Annotated in this window: 18 protein-coding genes, 1 tRNA gene and 1 pseudogene; 2 read left to right on the top strand and 18 right to left on the bottom strand. The window is 71.9% G+C overall.

The window, feature by feature from the left end; genetic code table 11:
- Nucleotides 1-14: 14 nt before the first annotated feature.
- From ACIPSE_RS05530 to ACIPSE_RS05515, 4 genes are all read right to left on the bottom strand, one after another.
- Complete coding sequence (locus tag ACIPSE_RS05530) at nucleotides 15-806, bottom strand: S16 family serine protease (protein WP_401657735.1); 792 nt, start codon at nucleotides 804-806, stop codon at nucleotides 15-17.
- 345 nt (nucleotides 807-1,151) lie between these two features.
- A complete protein-coding gene (locus ACIPSE_RS05525; RefSeq protein WP_401657733.1) occupies nucleotides 1,152-1,793 on the bottom strand; it encodes an IclR family transcriptional regulator in 642 nt (213 codons plus the stop codon).
- Nucleotides 1,794-2,139: 346 nt separating this feature from the next.
- Entirely contained in the window at nucleotides 2,140-3,936 is a 1,797-nt protein-coding gene (locus ACIPSE_RS05520) for a DEAD/DEAH box helicase (RefSeq protein ID WP_401657731.1), read from the bottom strand.
- 142 nt (nucleotides 3,937-4,078) lie between these two features.
- Entirely contained in the window at nucleotides 4,079-5,545 is a 1,467-nt protein-coding gene (locus tag ACIPSE_RS05515; RefSeq protein ID WP_401657729.1) for an MFS transporter, read from the bottom strand.
- Between the two features lie 216 nt (nucleotides 5,546-5,761).
- Here ACIPSE_RS05515 and ACIPSE_RS05510 point away from each other — a divergent pair.
- A tRNA-Cys gene (locus tag ACIPSE_RS05510) sits at nucleotides 5,762-5,833 on the top strand.
- A gap of 89 nt (nucleotides 5,834-5,922) precedes the next feature.
- On the opposite strand, the gene ACIPSE_RS05505 is transcribed toward ACIPSE_RS05510, so the two are convergent.
- The 9 genes and pseudogenes from ACIPSE_RS05505 to ACIPSE_RS05465 form a co-directional block, all read right to left on the bottom strand.
- The gene (locus ACIPSE_RS05505; RefSeq protein WP_401657727.1) at nucleotides 5,923-7,077 is read right to left on the bottom strand and encodes an SUKH-4 family immunity protein; all 1,155 of its coding nucleotides are present in this window, start codon (nucleotides 7,075-7,077) and stop codon (nucleotides 5,923-5,925) included.
- A gap of 258 nt (nucleotides 7,078-7,335) precedes the next feature.
- Nucleotides 7,336-7,458 (bottom strand): hypothetical protein, encoded by a 123-nt coding sequence (locus ACIPSE_RS05500; RefSeq protein WP_401657725.1) that lies wholly within the window; start codon nucleotides 7,456-7,458, stop codon nucleotides 7,336-7,338.
- Nucleotides 7,455-9,764 (bottom strand): xanthine dehydrogenase family protein molybdopterin-binding subunit, encoded by a 2,310-nt coding sequence (locus tag ACIPSE_RS05495; protein ID WP_401657723.1) that lies wholly within the window; start codon nucleotides 9,762-9,764, stop codon nucleotides 7,455-7,457. Before ACIPSE_RS05495 ends, ACIPSE_RS05500 begins: the two co-directional genes overlap by 4 nt.
- Nucleotides 9,761-11,197 (bottom strand): 2Fe-2S iron-sulfur cluster-binding protein, encoded by a 1,437-nt coding sequence (locus ACIPSE_RS05490; protein WP_401657721.1) that lies wholly within the window; start codon nucleotides 11,195-11,197, stop codon nucleotides 9,761-9,763. Before ACIPSE_RS05490 ends, ACIPSE_RS05495 begins: the two co-directional genes overlap by 4 nt.
- Nucleotides 11,194-12,087, bottom strand: coding sequence for an FAD binding domain-containing protein (locus ACIPSE_RS05485; protein WP_401657719.1), 894 nt, complete (start codon nucleotides 12,085-12,087; stop codon nucleotides 11,194-11,196). The genes ACIPSE_RS05490 and ACIPSE_RS05485 overlap by 4 nt, the downstream gene beginning before the upstream one ends.
- Nucleotides 12,088-12,311: 224 nt before the next feature.
- The gene (locus ACIPSE_RS05480) at nucleotides 12,312-13,937 is read right to left on the bottom strand and encodes a beta-N-acetylhexosaminidase (protein WP_401657717.1); all 1,626 of its coding nucleotides are present in this window, start codon (nucleotides 13,935-13,937) and stop codon (nucleotides 12,312-12,314) included.
- Between the two features lies 1 nt (nucleotide 13,938).
- Nucleotides 13,939-14,657 (bottom strand): annotated as a pseudogene (locus ACIPSE_RS05475) (carbohydrate ABC transporter permease).
- Nucleotides 14,658-14,768: 111 nt separating this feature from the next.
- Nucleotides 14,769-15,053, bottom strand: a complete 285-nt coding sequence (locus ACIPSE_RS05470) for a DUF3039 domain-containing protein (RefSeq protein ID WP_401657715.1) — start codon at nucleotides 15,051-15,053, stop codon at nucleotides 14,769-14,771.
- A gap of 30 nt (nucleotides 15,054-15,083) precedes the next feature.
- The gene (locus tag ACIPSE_RS05465; protein WP_401657713.1) at nucleotides 15,084-15,656 is read right to left on the bottom strand and encodes a YqgE/AlgH family protein; all 573 of its coding nucleotides are present in this window, start codon (nucleotides 15,654-15,656) and stop codon (nucleotides 15,084-15,086) included.
- A 253-nt stretch (nucleotides 15,657-15,909) separates the two neighbouring features.
- Here ACIPSE_RS05465 and murA point away from each other — a divergent pair, with 253 nt between their 5' ends.
- Nucleotides 15,910-17,256, top strand: coding sequence for a UDP-N-acetylglucosamine 1-carboxyvinyltransferase (gene murA, locus ACIPSE_RS05460; protein ID WP_401657712.1), 1,347 nt, complete (start codon nucleotides 15,910-15,912; stop codon nucleotides 17,254-17,256).
- A 158-nt stretch (nucleotides 17,257-17,414) separates the two neighbouring features.
- Here murA and ACIPSE_RS05455 read toward each other — a convergent pair whose 3' ends face one another.
- The 5 genes from ACIPSE_RS05455 to ACIPSE_RS05435 form a co-directional block, all read right to left on the bottom strand.
- The gene (locus ACIPSE_RS05455) at nucleotides 17,415-17,696 is read right to left on the bottom strand and encodes an HU family DNA-binding protein (RefSeq protein ID WP_007382399.1); all 282 of its coding nucleotides are present in this window, start codon (nucleotides 17,694-17,696) and stop codon (nucleotides 17,415-17,417) included.
- Nucleotides 17,697-17,993: 297 nt separating this feature from the next.
- Nucleotides 17,994-19,406 carry an NAD-dependent malic enzyme gene (locus ACIPSE_RS05450; RefSeq protein ID WP_401657710.1) on the bottom strand — a complete coding sequence of 471 codons (1,413 nt, stop codon included), beginning with the start codon at nucleotides 19,404-19,406 and terminating at the stop codon, nucleotides 17,994-17,996.
- Nucleotides 19,407-19,726: 320 nt separating this feature from the next.
- A complete protein-coding gene (locus ACIPSE_RS05445) occupies nucleotides 19,727-22,123 on the bottom strand; it encodes a HelD family protein (protein ID WP_401657708.1) in 2,397 nt (798 codons plus the stop codon).
- A gap of 69 nt (nucleotides 22,124-22,192) precedes the next feature.
- On the bottom strand, nucleotides 22,193-23,017 hold the full coding sequence (locus ACIPSE_RS05440) for an anti-sigma factor family protein (protein ID WP_401657706.1): 825 nt from the start codon (nucleotides 23,015-23,017) through the stop codon (nucleotides 22,193-22,195).
- Entirely contained in the window at nucleotides 23,017-23,538 is a 522-nt protein-coding gene (locus tag ACIPSE_RS05435) for a sigma-70 family RNA polymerase sigma factor (RefSeq protein ID WP_010039908.1), read from the bottom strand. Before ACIPSE_RS05435 ends, ACIPSE_RS05440 begins: the two co-directional genes overlap by 1 nt.
- Nucleotides 23,539-23,972: the final 434 nt, after the last annotated feature.

Genomic DNA, 23,972 nt, shown 5'->3' with positions numbered 1-23,972 from the left:
GGCTCCTCCCGTCCCTAGCAGCTGGGGACGGTTCCCTTCCCCGTCTCCAGGGACTTCAGGGCGCTGACCGTGCCCTTGAGGGTGGTCACCGGGATGAGGCGCAGGCCCTTGGGGAGTTCCGCCCGGGCGTCGGCGCACTCGGCCTTGGGGACGAGGAAGACGGTGGCGCCGTCGCGGCTGGCGGCGCGGGTCTTGAGGGAGACCCCGCCGACCGCGCCCACGGTCCCGGCGGCGTCGATCGTGCCGGTGCCGGCGATGACCCGGCCGCCGGTGAGGTCGCCGCCGGAGCCGTCGCCGTCGAGCTTGTCGATGACGCCGAGGGAGAAGAGGAGGCCCGCGCTCGGACCGCCCACGTCGGAGAGCTCCAGGCTGACCTTGATGCCGTCGTCCTTGAGCCCGAGGTAGTTCAGGGCGGCCTCGGTCGCCGCGTCCTGGGACTCCTCCATCTGCTCGGTGTTGTGCTGCTCGATCTCCTTGGTGGACTGCCCGCTCGGGTACACCGCGTCGCGCGGCATGACCGCCCGGTCGGTCGCGAACCAGGCGTCGAGCACGTCACCGAGCGAGACCCGGGCGTCCGGGCCGGTCGCCTCGATGGTCGTCATCCGCAGCTGGCCGCTCGTCGTACGGGTCGGCGCGCCCGAGATCGTGATCACCGGCGTGCCCTTGTTCTCGCCGAGGACGTTCGCCGTCATGCCCGGCTGCGCCAGCGAGAACGGCAGCGGCGCGAAGACCGCCGTGGCGAGCAGCGCGACGGCGGGCACGGCACAGACGGCGATGGCCTGGAGGCGTGTGAGGCGTGAGAGCACGCCCACAATCTAACGCGCCCCCCGCCCGCCCCCGGGCCCCGGCCCGGCGACGGACGAGGGCGGCCCGGCGACGGACGGGTGATCGCCCGGTGGCGCACTCGCGCCGTTCGGCCGGCGACCGACGGCGCCCGACGGCGCTCGACCGAAGGCCCGGCAGCGCCCCGGTCACAAACCGGCCGCGTGCCACCGACACCCCGGCAGTCCCCCGCGGCCGACCGGCGATGGCTCGGCAAGGGCCGGCGCCGGGTGGCGTTCCGTCGCGCCGGCCCGGTGCCGGTTCTTCGGTGCTTCAGTGCTTCGCCGCTTCTGCGCTTCTGCGCTTCTGCGCTTCTGCACATCGGTGCGTCAGCGCAGGGCCTCCGCCACCTCCCTTGCCGCGTCCATGACGCGCGGACCGACCCGTTCGGGGACGGCGTCGGCCAGCATCACCACGCCCACGCTTCCCTCGACGCCCGTGACGCCGAGGAGGGGAGCCGCGGCGCCGCTCGCGCCCGCCTCCAGTTCACCGTGGGTGAGGGTGTAGCCGGGGTCGACGGCCGGCTGGACGCGCGCGGAGAGGATGGCCCTCCCCGCGGCGCCACGGTCGAGCGGATGACGGAAGCCCGCCCGGTAGGCCACGTGGTAGTCCGTCCACGTCGGTTCGACGACGGCGACGGCGAGCGCGTCCGACCCGTCGACCAGCGTGAGATGGGCGGTGGCCCCGATGTCCTCGGCGAGCGAGCGCAGGGCGGGCAGGGCCGCCTCGCGCACGAGTGGATGCACCTGACGGCCCAGGCGCAGTACCCCGAGGCCGACCCGGGCACGGCCGCCCAGGTCACGCCGTACGAGGGCGTGCTGCTCCAGCGTGGCGAGCAACCGGTACACCACGGTCCGGTTCACGCCCAGTTTGTTGGATAGCTCGGTGACGGTCAGCCCGTGGTCCGTATCGGCCAGCAGTTTGAGGACACGCAGTCCCCGGTCGAGCGTCTGAGAGGTCTCCGCGGTCACGACGCCCACTCCTCCAAGTGGTGAGGTCGGCGGCCCCCTCGGGAGAGATGCGTCAACGAGTCCCGTCGGTGACGCGCTTCAGAGGCCTCCGATCGGCCGGCGGTCCGGAACGCTTTCCGGACCGCGTCGCTTCACGGCTGCGCTCCGCGGCGGCGCTGCCACGGGGCGTGTGCGTAGCGGGACAGTAGCGAAGGCGGTTCGCTGAGCGGAAGGCTCCGTCCAGAATCCGGTCACTGGCCGGTACGGACCACTCCTTTTGTCCTGATACGTACAGCGCACAGGTTGTTGCAGGCGCCACCCGCGCGGGGCGGCGCACCGCCCACGCCCGGCCTCGGCCACCCGGCCGTCACCGCATCCGCGTGGCCCACTCCTGCACCTTGGCGATGCGCTGCTTGAGCTGGCCCGCCGTCGCCTCCGCGCTCGGCGGCCCGCCGCACACCCGGCGCAGCTCGGTGTGGATGACCCCATGCGGCTTGCCGCTCTGATGGACGTACGCGCTGACCATCGTGTTGAGCTGCTTGCGCAGCTCCATCATCTCCTTGTGGGAGACGACCGGCCGCCGCTCGGCGGGCAGTTCCAGCAGGTCGGCCTCGCCGTCCGGCTTCTTGCGGCTGTGCGCGATCTGCCGGGCCTGCCGCTTCTGGAGCAGCATCTGCACCTGGTCGGGCTCCAGCAGCCCGGGGATGCCGAGGTAGTCCTGCTCCTCCTCGCTGCCCGGGTGCGCCTGCATGCCGAACTCGGCGCCGTCGTACAGCACCCGGTCGAAGACGGCCTCGGACTCCAGCGCCTCGAAGGAGAACTGCTCCTGCTCGCCGGTGTCCTCGTCCTGCTCCTTGTTCGCCTCCTCCATCTCCTTCTCGGACTCGGCGTACGGGTCCTCCTCGCCCTCCTTCTTCGGCTTGTCGAGGGCGTGGTCCCGCTCCACCTCCATCTCGTTGGCGAAGGTGAGCAGGTCGGGGACGGTCGGCAGGAAGACGGAGGCGGTCTCGCCGCGCCGCCGGGACCGTACGAAACGGCCGACGGCCTGGGCGAAGAAGAGCGGCGTGGAGATGGTCGTCGCGTAGACGCCCACCGCGAGGCGGGGCACGTCGACGCCCTCGGACACCATCCGGACCGCGACCATCCAGCGGTCGTCGCTCGCGCTGAAGTCGTCGATCCGCTTCGAGGCGCCCGTGTCGTCGGACAGGACGAGCGTCGCCTTGCTGCCGGTGATCTCCCGGATCAGCTTGGCGTAGGCGCGGGCCGACTCCTGGTCGGAGGCGATGACGAGGGCGCCCGCGTCCGGGATGGCCTTCCTGACCTCGGTCAGCCGCTGGTCGGCGGCGCGCAGCACGCTCGGCATCCACTCGCCGCGCGCGTCCAGCGCCGTACGCCAGGCCTGGCTGATCGCGTCCTTGGTCATCGGCTCGCCGAGCCGCGCGGCGATCTCGTCGCCGGCCTTGGTGCGCCAGCGCATGTTGCCGCTGTAGGAGAGGAAGATGACGGGCCGCACGACGTGGTCGGCCAGCGCGTTCCCGTAGCCGTAGGTGTAGTCGGCCGCCGACCTGCGGATCCCCGCGTTGTCCTCCTCGTACGTCACGAAGGGGATGGGGTTGGTGTCGGACCGGAAGGGCGTACCGGTGAGCGCGAGGCGGCGGGTGGCCGGCTCGAACGCCTCCAGGCAGGCCTCGCCCCACGACTTGGAGTCACCGGCGTGGTGGATCTCGTCGAGGATGACGAGCGTCTTGCGCTGCTCCACGCGGTTGCGGTGCAGCATCGGCCGGACGCCGACACCCGCGTACGTCACCGCGACACCGTGGTAGTCCTTGCCGAGCGGTCCGGCGCTGTACTCCGGGTCGAGCTTGATCCCTATCCGCGCCGCCGCCTCGGCCCACTGCTTCTTCAGGTGCTCGGTGGGCGCGACCACGGTCACCTGCTGCACGACGTGGTGGTGCAGCAGCCAGGACGCGAGCGTCAGCGCGAAGGTCGTCTTGCCGGCGCCGGGCGTCGCGACCGCGAGGAAGTCACGGGGTTGCTCCTGGAGGTACTTCTCCATCGCCCCCTGCTGCCAGGCACGCAGCTTGCTGGCGGTGCCCCAGGGGGCACGGCCGGGGAAGGCGGGTGAGAGGTGGTGCGAGGAGGTGGAGGCGGCGGTGGTAGTCACGGTCTCCGTACGGGGGTCGGGCGGCTCGGCTGCGTCGTGTGGATGGGTGTCTCGGGTGCGTATGACGACCGGGTCACCCTACCGGCGCGCCGCTCCCGTCAACGTCCGGACGGGGCCGGGTCGCCCGTCGGTGGGACCGAGGTCACACCGGCCGCCCGGCACGCGGGGTCGGTCCGTCGGCCCGCAGCCGTGTCGTCACCCAGGCCCCCACCAGCGCGACCGCCGCCATCGGCAGGAAGACCGCGGCGAAGGCTGCGGGGTGCGTGCCGGAGGCGCCGGAGGCGTCCGTGGCGGTGTGTCCGGCGGTTCCGCCGCCCAGGGAGGCGAAGACGGCTCCGGCTGCGGCCAGCAGCACCACGTTGGCCAGAGCGTCGGAGAGCTGGAGGGAGGCGGAGTTGGCGCCGGCCTCCTCGGGCGCGGAGAGCCGCAGGAGCAGCACGCTGGTGGAGGAGATCACCAGCCCCATCCCGAGGCAGCCGAAGCCCCAGGCGACGGCGACGGTCCAGCTCGGCACGGAGTCGATCAGCACGCTCGGCACGGCGGCGACGGCCAGCGCCACCAGCACCATCCCGAAGGTCATCAGCCGCTCCCGGTGGGGTTCGGTGCGCGGCCTCGACTGGATCCACGACCCGAACGCCCAGGTCAGCCCGCCCGCCGCGAGCGAGAACCCGGCGAGGGTGGGCGACAGGCCCCGCTGGGTGACCAGCATCAGCGGCACGAACGACTCGGCGGAGATGAAGGCCCCCGCCGCGACCCCGCGCAGCAGCACGACGGACGGCAGCCCGCGCACGGCCCGGTAGGTGCCCCGGGGCAGCAGGGCGAGCACGGCGGGCACGAGGAGCGCGGCGCCCGCGATGCCGGGCAGCAGGGAGAGCGGACGCAGGTCCTGGGCGGCGTACTGGAGGAGCCCGGCGCCCAGCGAGATCCCGAGCGCGAGGCGGACCCGGCGACCGTCGACGGCCCCGGCGCCGCCCTTGTCCACGGGCCCGGCGGCGCGCCGCCGTATCTGCGGCAGGGCGAGCGCCAGCGGCAGGACGACCAGGACCGGGATGCCGACGAACACCCACCGCCAGCCGAGCCGCTCGGTCACGGCCCCGGCCGCGAGCGGCCCCACGATCGACGGCACCACCCAGCCGGCCGCGAACGCCGCCATGATCGCCGGCCGCAGCCGCTCCGGGTACGCCCGCCCGACGACGACGTACAGGGCGACGATGACCAGCCCGCCGCCGAGGCCCTGCACGGCCCGTCCGGCGATGAACACCCACATCGCGCCGGCGGTGCCGGACACGAGCAGTCCGGCCGCGAACGCCGCGATGCCGGTCGTCAGCGCCCCGAGCGGGCCCCTGCGGTCGGACCACTGACCGGACAGCACCATCCCGAACAGGGAGGTCGTGAAGTACCCCGAGAACGCGAACGCGTACAGCCCGACCCCGCCCAGCTCCCGCGCCGCGACGGGCATCGCCGTTCCGACGGCGGTCGCCTCGAACGCGACGAGGAACACCACGGAGACGATCCCGACGCTCAGCGCCCGATACGACCGCCCCCACACGCTCCCGGCCGCCCCGGCACCCTCTACGACATCCTCGTCGCGCTCTCTGATCAAGGCCATGCCCGCCAGAGTAAGTTCCGAACGCCCCGTTGACCCCTGTCGGAAGACGGTCTCCGCCCTGCTCCATTGGTCCTACGACCAGCCCTCTCCCCCGTTTCATGAACGCCGTGTGGCAGTCGCGTTGCACCGCCCCCGAACCCCTTGAGCCACCCCCCGGCCCCGCCCTACGGTCTACACATCGATCACGGCACGGACCTCCGTACCCCGATCGAGAACGGCCGTGTGCCCGAGTGGTTTAGGGACTCGCCTGCAAAGCGAGTTACGTGGGTTCGATTCCCGCCACGGCCTCTTTTTCTTTCCTGCCGCGCTTCTTCGGCACTTCTCCGGCGCCCCTCCTGCGCCTCGTTTCTCTTCTCCTCCGCGTGAGCGGCGCGGTGTCAGAGGACTCCGCCTGCTTCGTCCTGGAAGGACTCCGTCCAGTAGTGCCAGTCGTCCGTGGTCGGGGTGGGGTCGACCGTGGCGAGGACCTGGAGCATGGTGGCTGCCAGCTGGGTGTGGGGGCCGTCGGTGAGGGCGTGGTCCAGGGACTCGTCGAGGGCGCGCTCGTGGTGCAGGAGCCAGAGGGTGAAGGCGAGGGTCGAGACGTCCGTGTTGAGCGGGTGGAGGTGGCCCTCGGGCTCGCTCCAGTGCAGGATCCGGCCCGTGCGGCCGTCGATCAGGAGGCTGTTGTCCTCGGCGAGGTAGCCCAGGCGGATCAAGTGGGCCGCGTCGGCGGGGAGTTCGGCGTCCGGCTCGTCGGCGTGGTGCTCGGTGAGGGTGGGCAGCGGGACGTCGGTGTCCAGGTGGAACAGGACGCCGTCCTCCGGCAGGCCCCGCTCGCGCAGGAAGCGGCGGGTGGGCTCGTGCGTGAGGGTCGAGGGGAAGTCGACCTCCTCGAAGCGCCACACCCCGCCGTGCCCGAACTCCTGGTCCAGGAGCCGGGGCGGGAGGTCCAGGGCGAGGCCCGACACCCGGCCGGGGCCCGCCGTGAGGGACAGCGGGCGGATCAGGGCCGCCATGCGCCACAGCAGCGGCACCTCGCCGTCCGTGCCCTCCTCGAAGATCGACAGGAGCTGACGGGACGCCTCCTGGGCGACCTGCGGGCCGTGCCGGTCGGCGTACGCGGCGAACTGGCCGCGCAGATCGGCGAGTTCCTCCGTCGCCGTGGCGAAGCGGACCAGCTTCTCCAGGGAGGGGGCGAGCGGGCGGCGCTCCATGAGGTCGGGGCGGTCGTACCAGAGGTCGGTGGTGGAGACCTCGCCCGTCATCCCGTCGAGCAGGATCGGCTCCGTCTCGCGGCCCTCGATGTCGAGCAACCCGCCTATGACCAACTGGTCGCGCATGTCGCCGGTCAGCCGCTCCTCGGCGTCACCGGTGACGTCCTCCAGGGTCCGCAGGCCGTCGCGGCCGAGCTCCGCGAAGCTCAACAGGCCGATCTCGGCGGGCAGTCCGGGGCCGGTCAGCCAGCGGCGGGTCGAGGCGTGCGTGACGAGACGTGCCAGGTCGTCGTCGGTCAAGGTGATCACCGCGGTCGCGGCGCAGGTCGTACTCATCGTTCCCCCGTGCGTACGAGTTCTCTCCCCGAGCGGTTCCCCTGCAGGGCGGGAAGGGGTGGGCAGGGCGAGCCCAGGAAGATCTCGCCGTCCTGTCCCCACCGATCCCCACCGACCGGAACACTACGCCGCCCCACTGACAACGCCCCCGTACCGACAGACGCTCAAACACCCCTCGCGCGTTCCCTCCCCACGGGAATCGCCCACGAGGACTTCCGGGGCACCCCGGACAGAGGCCCCGGACAGGGGCCCCGGCGCTCAGGTGAGGTAGACGCCGCCCACGATCACCGCGAGCGCCGCTAGGGCGAACAGGAGGATCCACAGGAGCAACTTGCCGACCGCGGGGGCCGGTTCGTAGCGCGGGGGATCCTCGGGGGTCACTGGGCGGTCACCACCGCGGCCTGGGGCCGTATCGGGAGGCGGTTCACGGGACGGCCGGTGGCGGCGCGCACCGCGGAGGCGATGGCCGCCGGGGAGGTGACCACGGGGACCGCGCTGACCGCCTTGGCGCCGAAGGGGGCGACCACGTCGCGTTCCTCGACGAGCTTGACGATCCGGATGTCCGGGGCGTCCAGGGCGGTCGGCAGGGCGTAGCCGGTGAGGTCGGGGTGACGGATGACGCCGCGGGCGGTGCGGAGGTTCTCCGTGAGGGCGACGCCCACGCCCTGGGTGACGCCCGCCTCGATCCGGGCCTCCAGCTGCGCCGGGTTGAGGATGCGGCCCACGTCCTGGGCGACGGCGAGTTCCACGACCCGCACGGAGCCGAGTTCGATGTCGACGTCGACCACCGCGCGGATCGCGCAGAAGGCCATGCCGACGAACGCGTCGCCCTGGCCGGCCTCGTCGAGGGGCTCGGTCGGGTGGGGGCGGCACTGGGCCGTCGCCCACAGTTCCTTGCCGTCCATCGCCTCGGTGACGGTGGTCGACAGGACGCCGTCGTACGAGGTGATCTTGCCGTCGGTGATCTGGAGGAGTTCGGTGGACATGCCGAACTTGTGCGCCAGCGGCTGGAGGAGCTGCGTGCGGACCATCTTGGCCGCCCGCTCCACCGCGCCGCCCGACACCCAGGTGTGCCGGCCGCGGCAGCCGGGGCCCGCCGGAGGCTGGTCGGTGTCCACGGGGGCGACGTGCACCTCGTCGATGCCGAGGGTCTCCTGGACGATCTGGCGGGCCAGGGTGGTGAAGCCCTGGCCGGTCTCGACCGCCGCGCACAGCACCGTGGCGATGCCGTCGTGGACCTTGACGGTCGCCGTGGAGACCTCGTCCGCGCCCTCCGCGCCGAGCATGTGGACCATGCCGAGGCCGTAGCCCACGCCCCGGCGCACCGCGCCCGGTTCGCCCGCGCCCTCGGGACCGCCGGGCAGCAGCCACTCGTCCTCGGGGGTGTCCTTGGGCAGGGCCGGGAGCGGGTAGTCCCGTACGGCCTGGAGGAGTTCCGCGACCGGGGCCGGGCAGGTCACCGTCTGGCCGGTGGGCAGGACGTCGCCGGTCGCGAGGGCGTTGCGCAGCCGCACCTCGGCCGGGTCCAGGCCCAGTTTCTTCGCGAGCTTGTCCATCTGCGCCTCGTAGGCGGCGCACACCTGGAGGGCGCCCTCGCCGCGCACATGGCCGGAGGGCGGGTTGTTGGTGCGCACGGCCCAGCCCTCGATGAAGGCGTTCGGGACGACGTAGGGGCCGCAGGCGAAGCCGACGGCGGCGGCGAGCGCCTCAGCGGAGGTGTCGGCGTAGGCGCCCGCGTCGAGCAGGATCTGCGCCTCGACCTTCACGAGCCTGCCCTCGGCGTCCGCGTGGTGGCGGTAGCGCAGCAGGGTGGGGTGGCGGTGCGCGTGGCCGAGGAAGGACTCCTCGCGCGTGGCGGTGAGCTTGACCGGGCAGCCGGTCCGGAGCGCGAGGAGGCCGAGCGGGAGCTGGAAGCCCTGGTCCTCGCGGTCGGCGGTGGCGCCGGGGACACCGGTGACGACGATCTTGACGCGCTCGGGCTCCAGGCCGTAGCAGGCGGCGGCGGTGTCCCGGTCGGTGTGCGGGTCGGTGGAGGCCAGGTACAGCTCGACGCCGCCGTCGGGGCGGGGCACGGCGAGGCCGGCCTCGGCGCCGATGGGGGCGGGGTCCTGGCGGCCGATGCGGTACTGGCCCTCGACGACGATCTCGCCGGTGGCGGCCGGGTCGCCGTGGTGCAGCGGGATGTGCCGGATCAGGTTGCCGTCGGCGTGCAGCGGTTCGGCCTCGAAGGCCTGCTCGGGGTCGGTGACCGGGTCGAGCACCTCGTACTCGACGATGACGGCCGCGGCGGCCATCCGCGCGGTGTCGGGGTGGTCGGCGGCGACGGCCGCGATGGGCTCGCCGTGGTGGCGTACGACCTCGGAGGCGAACAGCGGGCGGTCGGCCCGGCCGCGGCCGTACAGGGCGTCGCCCGGGACGTCCTCGTGGGTGACGACGGCGCGGACGCCGGGCATGTCGCGCGCGTGGGAGGTGTCGATGGACACGATGCGCGCGTGCGCGTGGGGCGCGCGCAGCACGGCGGCCCACAGCAGTCCCTCGGCCCACAGGTCGGCGGCGTAGGGGAAGGTGCCCTCGGTCTTGGCGCGGGCGTCGGAGGGCGGGAGGGAGGCGCCGAGGCCGTGCGGGATCGGCTCGGGGGCGGGGGCGGCCTCCACGGGGGTGGTCGCGGTGGCGGCTTCGTTGCTCACGCCTGGCCTCCGTCCGGTCCGTGACCCTGGTCGTGCCGCGGGGTGAAGGCCGACGGGTTCACACCGCCGCCTCCGGGACCCGCCTGGTGGGGAATACGTGCCTCGTCGCCGTCCGACTCGGCGTCGGCCGCGGCATGTGCCTCGCGTTCGGCGACGACCTCCTTGACGGCGTCGACGACACCCCGGTAGCCGGAGCAGCGGCAGAGGTTGCCGCACAGGGCCTGGCGGGTCTCCAGTTCGGTGGGGGCCGGGTTGCCCTCCAGCAGGTCGTGCACGGTCATCGCCATGCCGGGCACGCAGAAGCCGCACTGCACGGCGCCGCAGCGGGCGAGGGCGCGCTGCACGTCGGAGGGGCGGCCGTCCTCGGCGAGGCCCTCGACGGTGCGGACCTCGGCGCCGGAGGCGGTCACCGCGGGGACCAGGCAGGAGGCGACGAGGCGGCCGTCGACCTGGACGTTGCAGGCGCCGCACTCGCCCTGCGAGCAGCCGTCCTTGGCGCCCGCGAGGCCGAGGCGCTCGCGCAGCACGTAGAGCAGCGACTCGCCGATCCAGGCGTCGGTGACGGGCCGGTCGACGCCGTTGACGCGCAGGACGTAGGAGGCGAGGGCGTGTTCCTCGCCGGGGAGCGCGGGGGCGGGCTCGTCGTCGGCCTGTTCGGGCTCCTGCCGCGCCGACTGCTCCGCGCCCTGCTCGGGCGCGTCCTCGGCGGCGGGCCCGGTGGCCCCGTCAGCGGCCTCCACGGCGTCCTGGGCGTCCTCGGACACCTCGGGGGCAGCCGGGTCCTCGTCCGGGCCGGGAGAGGGCTGTGAGGCGCCTGCGACGGGGCCGTCGCCGCGCGGGTGTTCGTGCGCGTGCTCCCGCACGGGCTGCTGGGCGTGCTCGGCCTGCGGTGCCTCGCTCCACGGCGGGCCCTCCGGGGCCGCCCAGGGTGCCGCGGCGCCGCCGGGCAGGGTGGCGGGCGGGGTGCCGCCCCACTGCTCGACGAGGGCGGACGTGGTGAACTCGCCGGACTCGTCGGGCGCGTCGCCGCCGGCGACCGGGATGGACCACTGGCCGGTGACGTCGTGGCCGGGCGCGGGCGCGGCCTCCGTGACCTCGTCGAAGGCCCACTGCCCGGTCGAGCCCTGCTGGTAGGTGAACCGGTCGTCGGGGGCGTCCCGCGGCCCGGCGTTCGGGTCGGGCCACTGGGTGCCCTCGGCGGGCGCGCCCCACGCTCCGGGGTCGGTCTCGGTGCCCGGCGCGACCGTGATCTGCGGCGGGACGTAGCCGTGGCCGGGTGCCGCGAGGGGGCTGTCGGCGGCGAGGAGGGCGTCGATGCCGCCCTCGGGGAGCTTCACGAAGGCGGTGGCGCCGTCGTCGTAGTCGCCGTGGGGCAGCGGGTCCCAGCGGCTGCCGCCCGGGGGCCTGCCGTCCCCGTGCTGGTCGTCGGTCACGACAGCGCCCTCCCCAGTGCTCGTCGGGCCAGCGCGGCGACGGTGCGCCGCAGGTGCAGTACGGCGGGCGGAAGCGGCTGCACGGAGCCGTCGGGTTCCGGGGTCGGGTCGGGGATGCAGGCCGCCGCGACGTACTCGCCGAAGGCCTGGAGGGCCTCGGGGACGATCGAGCGGTTGTTGTCCCAGTCGATGAGCCGGGCGACCCACTGCTCGGCGTCCAGGGGCCGCAGCGGCATCGGCGCTATGGCTCCGACGGCGCACCTGACGCCGCGCCGGGCGGGGTCCAGGACGAGCGCGACGGAGGCGAGGGCGCGGCCGGGTCCGGTGCGCCCGGTGGCCTTGAGGAAGACCTGGGGCGCGTGCAGCAGCGGCACCCGGACGAAGCCGATGAGTTCGCCGCCGCGCAGCATGTCCACCCCGGCCAGCAGATGCGACACCGGGATCTCGCGCCGGGCGCCGTTCTGCCCGGCGATGATCAGCGTCGCCTCCAGGGCGGCCAGCACGGGCAGCGCGTCGCCGGTCGGGGACGCGGTGGCGATGTTGCCGCCGAGGGTGCCCGCGTTGCGGATCTGCGGGGGTCCGGCCGCGCGCGCGGAGGCGGCGAGGGCGGGGATGAGGGCGGCGAAGTCGGGGCGGCCCATGCGCGCGTGCGTGAGCCCGGCGCCGAGCAGGGCGTGTCCGTCCTGGTACTGCCAGCCGCGGATCTCGCTGATGCGGCCGAGGCCGACGAGCGCGGCGGGCCTGAGCTGGCCGGAGTTGACGGCCGCCATGAGGTCGGTGCCGCCCGCGACGGGCACGGCGGTGGGCGTCGCGGCGAGCGCCGCCACGGCCTCGTCGAGTGTCGTGGGCAGCGTGACGGCCTGCGCCGCCTGCGGTGCGTGCGTGGTCAAACCGGCTGCCCCTTCCCGCTGCCCCACCTGGTCCCACCTGTGTGGCCGTACGGTACGTGCTCACAGGGCGGACGTGGCAACTCTGGCACATCTTCCCGACAACCGAAGACGGGGGTCCGCTAGGAGGCATTCGCCCACCTCACCGGCGAGATGGCCCGTTTTCGTACGGCATCGACGGTCCGCACGAATTGCCTCTCTTCGGTGATCCTGCCGGGGTTTTTCCCCTACTTGTTCGGGGGTCGCCCCTCGATCGGGCGACCCGGCACTCCGGGACGCCGTTGCCACGGCAGCGGTCCGGCGGGCGGCCGGTAGCCGACGCCGAGGGCCGTGAGGTGCGCGTAGTGGGCCTCCACCCGGGCCCCGAACTCGCCGAAGTCCCGTTCCCCCGGCGCGGGCAGCCGGCTCCACGCGACCTCGGCGAACGCCAACAGCCGGGGAAACGCCTGGTAGTCGACGCGGGCGCGGTCCTCCATGACCTCGGTCCACAGGTTGGCCTGGGTGCCCAGCACGTGCTCCGCCTCCTCGGGTGTCAGCTCCGCGGGAACGGGCTCGAACCGGAACACGTCCTCCAGAGTGCGGACATACCCGATGGGGACGGGTTCGTCGGGGCCCGCGTCCTGCCGGTGGTCGAGGTACACGTGCTGCTCGGGGCACATGACGACGTCGTGGCCCGCGCGCGCGGCGGCCACGCCACCGCCGTATCCGCGCCAGGACGACACCGCGGCGCCTTTCGCGAGGCCGCCTTCGAGGATCTCGTCCCAGCCGATGAGGCGGCGCCCGCGCGCGGTGAGCCACTGGTCGAAGTGGGCGATGAACCACGCCTGGAGGCCGTCCTCGTCACCGGCGCCGAGTTCCGCGACGCGGGCCTGCGCGGTGGCCGACGCCCGCCACTGGTCCTTGAGGCATTCGTCGCCGCCGATGTGAATGAACGGTGAGGGGAAGAGTTCCAGGAGCTCCTCGAACACTCCCTCGTAGAACCGCAGGGTGTTGTCGGTGGGGGCCAGTACGTTGGGAGAGATCCCCCAGTTGTCCCAGACGGAAAGGGCGGTGGTGTCAATGACGTCGGTGTTGCCGAGTTCCGGGTACGCGGCGATCGCGGCCTGCGAGTGGCCCGGTACGTCGATTTCGGGGACGACGGTGATATGCCGCTCGGCGGCGTAGGCGACGATCTCGCGGATGTCGTCCTGGGTGTAGAAGCCACCGTGCGGCTTCTCCTCCCACAGCGGTGAGGCGCGGTGGCCGAATTTCGTGCGCGCCCGCCAGGAGCCGATCGCGGTGAGCCGGGGGTGGCGCCGGATCTCGATCCGCCAGCCCTGGTCGTCCGTCAAGTGGAAGTGGAGGACGTTGAGTTTGTAGGCCGCCATCAGATCCAGGTAGCGCAGGACGTCGTCCTTGGGCAGGAAGTGCCGGGCCACGTCGAGCATCAGACCGCGCCAGCCGAAGCGGGGGGCGTCCCGCACGGTGAGGTGGGGCACGCTCCAGTCGCGGCCGGGGGCGAGCGGTGCCCTGCGGTACGCGTCGGGGCCGAGCAGCTGACGCAGGGTCTGGGCGCCCCGGAAGACCCCGGCGCCGTCCCCGCCCTCGACGAGCACCCCGGCCGCGTCGCTGACGAGGCGGTACTCCTCGGGGCCGAGCTCCGGGTCGAGCCGCAGGCGGATGCCGTCGCCGTCCGTCTCCTGCGGCTCGCGCGCCTCGCCCAGCGGCAGCCCGGTGGCCGGCCACAGGGCGGTGCGCAGCCAGCGGCCGACACCCTCCGTACCGCGGCCCGCGTGGATCCGCGAACGCTCCGTCAGCCGTACCGCGCCGGTGCCCGTCACGAGGTCGCGGGGCGCGGGAATCAATTCCGTCACGTCAGTCCTTTACCGCTCCGCCCGGGCCGGAGACCGGACGTCGCTGCACGAGTACGAAGAACACCGGTACCGGGACGGTCATCACCGTGGAGGCCGCCATGACCCCGCCCCGGTCGGGTTCGTCCGGCTTGAAGAAGACCTGCGGCGCCATGGGCGGCGTCGACTGGGAAGTGTCGCCGATGAGGAACGACTTGGCGAAGAGGAAGCCGTTCCTGGCGGGGATGGAGGAGAACACGCTCGTGGCCGCGAGGCCGGGAACACGAGCGGGAAAAGGAGCTGCCGCGGGAATCGCGACCGGCTCCCCCCGACGATGTACGCGGCCTCCTCCAGCGCCTCCGGCACCGCTTTCACGGACTCCCCCGTCCGGGCCGTCAGGAACATGATCGGCAGGGTTCTCCGGAAGCGGAACCGGAATCGTGTGACGGCGGTCGCGGCAAGAAACGCGATGGGCGCGGAGGCGATCACCACACGGCCCGCCACCGCAAGGCCGTTGACGAAATACCGACCAAAATCCTGTTGCTCGAACACCCTTCGGAAGGAATCCAGGGAGGGCGAAAGCGTCCACGGCCGGGGCTCGCCGGACTCGAATGCGGCGACGACGGAGCCGACGGCTTTCCGTCCACGACCGGGACCGTACCGTCGCGACCGGCATCGAGACGGCCGCCGGACCGCCGGTGTCAGCCCGCGGAGCGCCGGCAGGACCAGGACTCGTCCCGGCACAGCGCGAAGAAACAGGAAGCCACGGGCTCCCGACCGGAAACCGTGCCGCGCAGCGGCACGGCAACCGGGCGGGGAAGGCCGGAATCCCCGGGCTTCAGCCCGGGGAGCGAGTCAGTTCTTGTCGCCGCCCTTGCCCTTGTCGCCGCCGGCGCCCATGGACTCGTAGATCTCCTTGCACATGGGACACACGGGGTACTTCTTCGGGTCGCGGCCGGGCACCCACACCTTGCCGCAGAGCGCCACGACGGGGGTCCCGTCGAGGGCGCTGGCCATGATCTTGTCCTTCTGGACGTAGTGGGCGAAGCGCTCGTGGTCGCCGTCGCCGTGGGACACCTGTGGCGTCGGCTCTACGAGGGTCCCGGTACCAGTCCCGCGCTCGGGCTCAAGAGTGCTCATGGACGCCAAGGGTACTGAAGGTCACACGCATCAGTTGAGCGAAGGGTCGTCCGGATACGTGGCCACCATCGCCAGTTCGTTGCGCTGACGCCGCAGGACCTCGCGCCACAGCCGCTCCGGTTCCGGGGAGGAGACGTCGCCCGGTTCGGACTCCACGACGTACCAGGCGCCGTCCACCAGCTCGTCCTCCAGCTGGCCCGGTCCCCAGCCCGCGTACCCGGCGAAGATCCGCAGCGAGCCGAGCGCCGAGGCGAGCAGCTCCGGCGGGGCCTCCAGGTCCACCAGCCCGATCGCGCCGTGCACCCGCCGCCACCCCAGCGGGGCGCTCCCGCCCCCGGTGCCGCCCGGGATGACGGCGACGCCGAGCGCGGAGTCCAGCGAGACGGGACCGCCCTGGAACACGACACCGGGCTCCCCGGCCAGATCCGCCCAGCCCTCCAGGATGTCTCCGACGTCCACCGGGGTGGGCCGGTTGAGGACGACACCGAGGGAGCCCTCCTCGTCGTGGTCGAGAAGGAGCACCACCGCACGGTCGAAGTTCGGGTCCGCCAGGGCGGGCGTTGCCACGAGCAACCGCCCTGTGAGCGAGGACACCTCGGTCATGCCTGACATGATCCCGCATCTTCCCTTCGCGCGGGGAGCCAATGCCGCTACGCCGGTGAATGCAGCTCAGAGCTGAATGGGGCACGAACGGCGCACGGCGGCCACGGTGACCCCATGTGCCCGGTCGCCGACGGTTCGTGTTGTGACACAGCTATGACGTGGCTGGGCGGCACTTGGGCTTACGGAAGGGGGGTGGACGGCGATTACCCTTTCCCTTCTGGCCCCCTGCCCCACCAATCGGAACGCGAGATACATGACCGTCAACGGCTCTGACGACGTACTGCTTGTCCACGGCGGCACCCCGCTGGAGGGCGAGATCCGGGTCCGCGGTGCGAAGAACCTCGTACCGAAGGCCATGGTCGCCGCCCTGCTGGGCAGCGGGCCGAGTCGACTGCGCAACGTTCCGGACATCCGTGACGTGCGGGTCGTACGCGGTCTGCTGCAACTGCACGGCGTCACGGTCCGTCCGGGTGAGGAGCCGGGCGAGCTGGTCATGGACCCCACGCACGTGGAGAGCGCCAACGTCGCTGACATCGATGCCCACGCGGGATCGAGCCGTATCCCGATCCTGCTGTGCGGCCCGCTGCTGCACCGCCTCGGGCACGCCTTCATCCCCGGCCTCGGCGGCTGCGACATCGGCGGCCGGCCGATCGACTTCCACTTCGAGGTGCTGCGGCAGTTCGGCGCCACCATCGAGAAGCGGGCCGACGGTCAGTTCCTGGAGGCGCCGCGGCGCCTGCGCGGCACGAAGATCCGGCTGCCCTACCCGTCCGTCGGCGCGACCGAGCAGGTGCTGCTGACGGCCGTCCTGGCCGAGGGCGTCACCGAGCTCTCCAACGCCGCGGTGGAGCCCGAGATCGAGGACCTCATCTGCGTCCTGCAGAAGATGGGCGCCATCATCGCGATGGACACCGACCGCACGATCCGCGTCACCGGCGTGGACTCGCTCGGCGGCTACAACCACGCGGCGCTCCCGGACCGGCTGGAGGCCGCCTCCTGGGCGTCCGCCGCGCTCGCCACCGAGGGCAACATCTACGTCCGCGGCGCCCAGCAGCGCTCGATGATGACGTTCCTGAACACCTACCGCAAGGTCGGCGGCGCCTTCGAGATCGACGACGAGGGCATCCGGTTCTGGCACCCCGGCGGCCAGTTGAAGTCCATCGCGCTCGAAACGGACGTGCACCCGGGCTTCCAGACGGACTGGCAGCAGCCGCTGGTCGTCGCCCTCACCCAGGCGACGGGCCTGTCGATCATCCACGAGACGGTGTACGAGTCCCGGCTCGGGTTCACCTCCGCGCTCAACCAGATGGGCGCTCACATCCAGCTCTACCGCGAGTGCCTGGGCGGCTCCGACTGCCGCTTCGGCCAGCGCAACTTCCTGCACAGCGCGGTCGTCTCGGGCCCCACCCGGCTCCAGGGCGCCGACCTGGTCATCCCCGACCTGCGCGGCGGCTTCTCGTACCTGATCGCGGCCCTCGCCGCCCAGGGCACGTCCCGCGTCCACGGCATCGACCTCATCAACCGCGGCTACGAGAACTTCATGGAGAAGCTCGTGGAACTCGGCGCGAAGGTCGAACTCCCGGGCAAGGCCCTCGGCTGACGATCGCTCGTACGCACGGCTGACGATCGCTCGTGCGCACGGCGAAGGCGAACAGTCGCTCGTGCGCACGGCGAAGGGGCGGTCACCCGAAATCGGGTGACCGCCCCTTCGCGTTGTCTACGCCCCCCGCACGCTCCCGTGAGGGGTAGACGGCAAGGTCACTTGCCCTTGGCGGCTTCCTTGAGCTTGCTGCCCGCCGAAACCTTCACGCTGTAGCCGGCCGGGATCTGGATCGGGTCGCCGGTCTGCGGGTTGCGGGCGGTGCGAGCGGCACGGTGGGTGCGCTCGAAGGTCAGGAAGCCGGGGATGGTGACCTTCTCGTCGCCCTTGGCGACGATCTCGCCAACGGTCTCGGCGAACGCGGCCAGAACGGCGTCGGCGTCCTTGCGAGTCACCTCGGCACGGTCGGCCAGCGCGGCCACCAGCTCACTGCGGTTCATGTTCTTACTCCCGTGTTCTTCTTGCCGTTGGGGTGTGCCTCGCGGCCAGGCCGCACGAGGCACAGCGAAGCCGATGCGCTCGCGCCCAGAGACGCATCCTGCCCCTACCTGCTGCGGGAAAGCCAATCCGGCACCCGCTGGAGTCATGAGAACACCCTTGGGTGTCACACGAAGAGCGGCCCCGAGCCTGGCCGACACGATAAACGTCGTTCCGCGGCCCGGGGTTCCGCGACGCGCCGGTGCAAGGCCTTGCCGTGGTGATCCTCACAGCGGCCCCGCACCCGCGCCGGATCCGTCCTAGACGGACGCCGCCGCCTTCGCCGCGTCGCGCACCGCGCCCGCGACGGCGCCGGCGACCTTGTCGTTGAAGACGCTCGGGATGATGTAGTTCGGGTTGAGCTCGTCCTGGCTCACCACGTCGGCCAGCGCGGTCGCGGCGGCCAGCATCATCTCGGTGTTCACCGTGCGGGACTGGGCGTCCAGCAGACCGCGGAAGACACCCGGGAAGACCAGCACGTTGTTGATCTGGTTGGGGAAGTCCGAACGGCCGGTGGCCACGACGGCCGCCGTCTCACGGGCCACCGCCGGGTCGACCTCGGGATCCGGGTTCGCGAGCGCGAACACGATCGCTCCCTCGGCCATGGCCGCCACATCCGTGCCGTCCAGCACGTTCGGGGCGGAGACACCGATGAACACGTCGGCACCGCGAACGGCTTCCTTCAACGTGCCGGTCAGGGCCTCGGGGTTGGTGTTGTCGGCGATCCAGCGCAGCGGCGAGTCCGCGGCGGCGTCCACCAGGTCCGCGCGGCCCGCGTGGACGACACCGTGGATGTCGGCGACGACGGCGTTCTTCACGCCCGCCGCGAGGAGCAGCTTCAGGATCGCCGTGCCGGCCGCGCCCGCACCGGACATGACGACGCGGATGTTCTCGATCTCCTTGCCCGCGACGCGCAGCGCGTTCTTCAGGGCGGCGAGCACGACGATGGCGGTGCCGTGCTGGTCGTCGTGGAAGACCGGGATGTCCAGGGCCTCGCGCAGCCGCGCCTCGATCTCGAAGCAGCGGGGGGCGGAGATGTCCTCCAGGTTGATGCCCGCGAACCCGGGGGCGATCGCCTTGACGATCTCGACGATCTGGTCGGTGTCCTGGGTGTCCAGGCACAGCGGCCAGGCGTCGATGCCGGCGAACCGCTTGAACAGGGCCGCCTTGCCCTCCATGACCGGCAGCGCGGCCTTGGGGCCGATGTTGCCCAGGCCCAGCACGGCCGAACCGTCCGTCACGACCGCAACGGAGTTGCGCTTGATGGTGAGGCGGCGCGCGTCCTCGGGGTTCTCGGCGATCGCCATGCACACGCGGGCCACGCCCGGCGTGTAGATCATGGACAGGTCGTCACGGTTGCGGATCGGGTGCTTCGACGCCATCTCGATCTTGCCGCCGAGGTGCATCAGGAACGTACGGTCGGAGACCTTGCCGAGGGTGACGCCCTCGATGCCGCGCAGCTCCTCGACGATCTCGTCGGCGTGGCCGGTCGAGGTGGCCGCGATGGTGACGTCGATCCGGAGCTTCTCGTGCCCGGACGCGGTGACGTCGAGACCGGTGACCGAGCCGCCGGAGGACTCCACGGCCGTGGTGAGCTGGGAGACCGCGGTTCCGCTGGCGGGGACCTCCAGCCGGACCGTCATCGAGTAGGAGACGCTGGGCGCCGTTGCCATGGCCGACTTCCTCTGCTTTCACTCACGTACGTGTGACGCTGGTATGCCGTCCGATCGTCGCACCTACTGATGAGTAGGCGTTAGCGGCCCCTGATTGCGAACGTTTTGTTCATGACGAAAGAGGCCCACGTCACATGGACGTGGGCCTCTCGTTCGTTCAGTGACACCGACCCGCCATGCTCGCCTCGCGGCAAGTGGTCCCTCTGAGGGACGAAGGTTGGGCCCGGGGGCTTGGATCGGGCCGGTGTCACACCCAGGCTAACAAACGGATCCCGTCAGGCCATTCCCGTCCCGAAGGTTCCTGGATCAAACATCGAGTTTCAATCCCGGAGCAGGTCAGGGACGCCTTCCCCGTCCGGCTGGTCCCGCTCCCCCGACACCACCGTGAGCTGCTGCGTGGCCCGGGTGAGCGCCACGTACAGCACCCGCAGGCCGGCCGGGGACTCGTCGGCGATCTCGGCCGGGGAGACGACGACCGTCGCGTCGTACTCCAGGCCCTTGGCCTCCAGGCTGCCGAGCGCGACCACGCGGTCGCCGAGGCCGTCGAGCCAGCGGCGGGCCTCCTCGCGGCGGTTCATGGCGACGACGACGCCGACGGTGCCGTCGACCTGGTCCAGGAGCCGGGCGGCCTCGGCGCGGACGGTCTGCGCGAGGCCCTGGCGCACCACCGCGAAGCGGGGCCGTACGCCGGTGGAGCGGACCGCGGACGGGGACGTCGAGCCGGGCATGGCCAGGGCCAGGACCTTGGCGGCGAGCTCCGCGATCTCGGCCGGGTTGCGGTAGTTCACCGTGAGTTCGAAGCGGCGGCGGGGGCGGGTGCCGAGGGCCTCGTCGCGGGCCTCGGCGGCCTCGTCGGGGTCGGACCAGGAGGACTGGGCCGGATCGCCGACGACCGTCCAGGTGGCGTGCCGGCCGCGGCGGCCGACCATGCGCCACTGCATCGGGGTGAGGTCCTGGGCCTCGTCGACGATGACGTGCGCGTACTCGGTGCGTTCCTGGGCGAGCCGTTCGGCGCGTTCGCGCTGGGACTCCTCGCGCACCGGCATCAGCTCCTCCAGGCCGCTGAGCTGGTCCAGCGGGTCCAGGTCGCGCTTCTTGCGGGGGCGGGCCGGGGTGCCGAGGATCGCCTGGAGCTCGTCCAGCATGGCGATGTCGTGCACGGTGAGCCCGTCGCGCTGGAGCGAGCGGGCGACGCGGCGGACCTCGCCGGGGTTCAGGACGCGGCGGGCCCAGCGGCCCAGGCGCCGTTCGTCGGACATCGCCGCGAGGACGGTCCTCGGGGTCAGCTCGGGCCACCACGCGTCGAGGAAGCCGATGAAGCTGTCCTCGGTGGTGACGTCCTCGTCGAAGCTGGAGCGCAGTTCGGCCGCGAGCTCCGGGTCGCTGTGCCGGGTGGCGCCGCCGGACTTGTCCCACAGCGCGTCCAGCAGGAGCTTGCGGGCGCGCGGGCGCAGCAGGTTCACCGGCGCGGTGCCGCCGAGCGCGGCGCGGCGGATCCGGTCCAGCTCCGGCGCCTCCAGTTCCAGGCGCCGCCCGAACGCGACGACCCGCAGCCGGGCGGGCGGACCGGAGGGCCCGCGCGGAGCGTCGGCGCCGTCGTCCCCGAAGGCGAGCTGCCCGGAGGCGGGGCCGGACCGGCGGGAGGCGCCCGGACCGGCGGGGGCCCGGCCCTGTTCCAGGGCGCCCCGGGCGGCCCGGCGCAGGACTCTGAGCATGCGGTACGAGCCCTTGGCGCGGGCCGTGGACGGGCTGTCGTAGAGGGTGGCCTCGGCGCCGTCGACCAGGGAGCCGATGGCGCGGATGGCGACCTGGCCCTCCTCGCCGAGGGAGGGCAGGACGCCCTCGGTGTAGGCGACGAGCAGCGGGGTCGGGGAGACGATGAGGATGCCGCCGGAGTAGCGGCGGCGGTCCTGGTAGAGGAGGTAGGCGGCGCGGTGCAGGGCGACGGCCGTCTTGCCGGTGCCGGGGCCGCCCTCGACGTAGGTGACCGAGGCGGCGGGGGCGCGGATGACCAGGTCCTGTTCGGCCTGGATGGAGGCGACGATGTCGCGCATGGTGTGGCTGCGGGCCTGGCCGAGCGCGGCCATCAGGGCGCCGTCGCCGATCGCGGGGAGTTCACGGCCGTCGAGGAAGGCCTTGAGCTCGGGGCGCATCAGGTCGTCCTCGACACCGAGGACACGGCGGCCCTTGGAGCGGATGACCCTTCTTCGCACCACGCGGCCCGGGTCGACGGGGGTGGAGCGGTAGAACGGGGCGGCGGCCGGGGCGCGCCAGTCGATGACCAGCGGGGCGTAGTCGGAGTCCAGGACCCCGATGCGCCCGATGTGCAGGGTCTCGGCGATGTCGGCGGTGCTGTCGGGGCGTACGGCCCCTTCGGCGGGTTCGACGGCGGTGTAGGCGCCGTCGGGGCCCTTCTTGCCGTCCTTGCCGAGCAGGAGGTCGATCCGTCCGAAGAGGAAGTCCTCGAACTCGTTGTTGAGCCGGTTGAGATGGATGCCTGCCCGGAAGACCTGCGCGTCGCGCTCGGCGAGGGCGCCTGGCGTGCCGACCTGGCCCCGCTGGGCTGCGTCGTTCATGAGGAACTCTGCCTCGTCGATCTTCTCCTCAAGGCGCCGGTAGACCCGGTCGAGATGTTCCTGTTCGACGCTGATCTCCCGGTCACGAACTGAGTCGTGATCCGGGTCGACCGCGGTTTCCTGCTGAGCCTGAGCGGCCACCGGGCCCCCTTCTGACGTGCTGGGCAGCCGTCAACCGTACGCGAAGGGGACCCGGTGTAGCTACGGGAGCTACACGTCGACCTCGACGAGTCGCTTTCCGTCGAACGTCATGACCTCGAAATGGTCGATCTCGTTCGGGGTGAAGGCGGCGCCTCCGTGGACGTACAGAGGGTTCTTGGCCTCTTCGGTCTTGGCGGTCGGAAGGCCGTAGCCCCAGGTGGGGACGGCCCACGAGGTGACCGTCTCGCGCTCGCCGTTCTTGCCGACGGCGATCAGGGAGCACTTCTCGGGCCCCTTGACGTTCGTCAGCTGGAGGACCGCGTGGGTGCCCCAGGCCTTCTTCTCCACGGCGACCGTCGCACTGACGTCCGTCGAGGAGTCGGTGGCCGTCACCTTGTCGGAGATGGCGTCGAAGGCTTCCTTGGCGGGGCTGGCGGTGGTGTGCGCAGAAACGTTGCCCCCGGAGTCCTCGCCGGTGGCTCCGACCGCGACCAGCGGCCCGCCGATGATCAGCGCGGCAGCCGCGGCCACCAGATAGAAGCCACGCCTGCGCTTCTGGGCGCGGCGCTCGGAGACCTCGTCGACGAGGCTGTTCACCAGCCGTGGGCTGGGCCGGGCGGACAGCGACTCACCGATGGCCGGGGTGCCGGTACCGGGCAGGTCCGCGAGAGCGGCCAGCATCGGTTCCATGCCCGCGAGTTCGTCGAGCTGCTGGGCGCACCACTCGCAGGTCGCGAGGTGCATCTCGAAGGCGGATGCCTCGGCGTCGTCGAGGATGCCGAGGGCGTAGGCGCCGACGGTCTCGTGCTCGTTCGGCACCGGAGATCCCTGCATGGCTCCAGACATACCCGAACCACCTGTGCCGAATCCCTGGTTTCCCCCGTAAACACTCATCACGCCGTCACCCCCCGCTCCTCCAGTGCGAGCTTCATCGACCTCAGGGCATAGAACACCCGTGAGCGCACGGTGCCACTGGGTATCCCCAGCGTCTCAGCCGCCTCATTGACGGTACGCCCCTTGAAGTACGTCTCCACGAGGACCTCCCGGTGCGCGGGGGTCAGGTCGTCGAGCGCGTCCGACAGCGTCATCAACCACAGCGCCTTGTCGATCTCGTCCTCCGCGGGGATGACCTCCAGCGGCGACGGATCGACCTCCTGCGGCCGGGCCTGCCGGCTTCGGTGGCCGTCGATGACGATGCGCCGGGCGACCGTCACCAGCCAGGGGCGTACAGATCCGGTTGCTCGATTGAGCTGTCCGGCGTTCTTCCAGGCACGGATCAGCGTCTCCTGCACGACGTCCTCGGCGCGTTGCCGGTCTCCGGCGACCAGCCTGAGCACATACGCGAGAAGGGGTCCGGCGTGCTCTCTGTACAGAGCACGCATGAGCTCCTCATCAGGTTCCGAGGGCTGGGACATGCGATGTCGGGCCCTCGATCCACGTTCATTGGCCACGACGGAATCCTTGCGCACGCCCACCTCCGATGTCCGGGGGTTCCCCCGACCGGTCGCTCGACATCCCTTACGGAGGCGCGCCGTTGCGTGTTCAAAGTGACATGACAGATTTCTTCTGAGTGCCGAGACTAGGGGGACATGCGCGCACATTCCCCCCGTTCGATCTTCACATTTCCGCCACAGTGGCAAGATCGAGAGAGCTGCCCGCGTCGAGCGCAAGACAAACGACTTGTAATCGAAATCACTTCGACTCCCGTCGCACACAAGGCACATAACGGACCGTCGGCGTCCGCCGGACGGGTGCTAGTAGGGCTTGGTCATCTTCACTCGTGAGTGGCGTGTCCGTTTGCTGGTGGGTGTTGTTGAGGTGGTGTGACTCCTGAGGAGATGACTGAAGT

The organism is Streptomyces sp. NPDC090106, assembly GCF_044747265.1.
Classification (GTDB): domain Bacteria; phylum Actinomycetota; class Actinomycetes; order Streptomycetales; family Streptomycetaceae; genus Streptomyces.
The sequence above is the reverse complement of the archived record's forward strand: the minus strand, read 5'-3'. Positions and strand labels throughout refer to the sequence as shown.